At 66.6% G+C, this 459-nt stretch carries 1 protein-coding gene; it reads right to left on the bottom strand.

Going from position 1 to position 459, the window contains the following annotated elements; genetic code table 11:
- The coding region (locus tag AB4Z02_RS19075) for a cupredoxin domain-containing protein (RefSeq protein WP_441972940.1) at positions 1 to 435 on the bottom strand (435 nt) is incomplete at its 3' end.
- Positions 436 to 459 lie beyond the last annotated feature (24 nt).

The following is a 459-nucleotide window of genomic DNA, read 5'->3' as shown; positions in this document are numbered from 1 at the left end:
GTTGGTGACCGCCTGGCTGATCTGCTTGCTCTCGCTCTGCGTGGCCTGCGACTTCTTGCCGGCGGTGACGGTGAACTTCTTCAGGCCGGTCGGGTCGCCGACCATGCCCTTCTTGCATGCCGTGTAGTAGGTGCCCTCGGCGAGCTGCACGACGTAGTTGACGGTCGTGCCCGGCCCGATGTTCTCCTTCTCGCCGGCGATGCGGAGCTTGTCGGCCGCGAGGATCTCGAACTCGTTGACGTCRGTGCCCTTGTTGGTCACCTGGAATGTCACCGGGCCGCCCGGAGCGGTCGAGGCCGAGACCGCGCACGTGTCGTCGGTGATGGAGACGGCCAGCGCCTCGGCGTCGGCGGATGCGCGGTTCGGCACGCATCCGGTCAGTGCGAGTGCGATGGCGGCGGCTCCGGCGAGCGCGCCGAAGTATCGGGTTTTCATGGAGCGGTTTCTCCTCTTAGGACG

It is taken from the genome of Pedococcus sp. 2YAF34 (assembly GCF_052114585.1).
In the GTDB taxonomy this organism is placed as follows: domain Bacteria; phylum Actinomycetota; class Actinomycetes; order Actinomycetales; family Dermatophilaceae; genus Pedococcus.
Note: the sequence above shows the minus strand (reverse complement) of the source record. Positions and strands in the feature narration are given on the sequence as shown.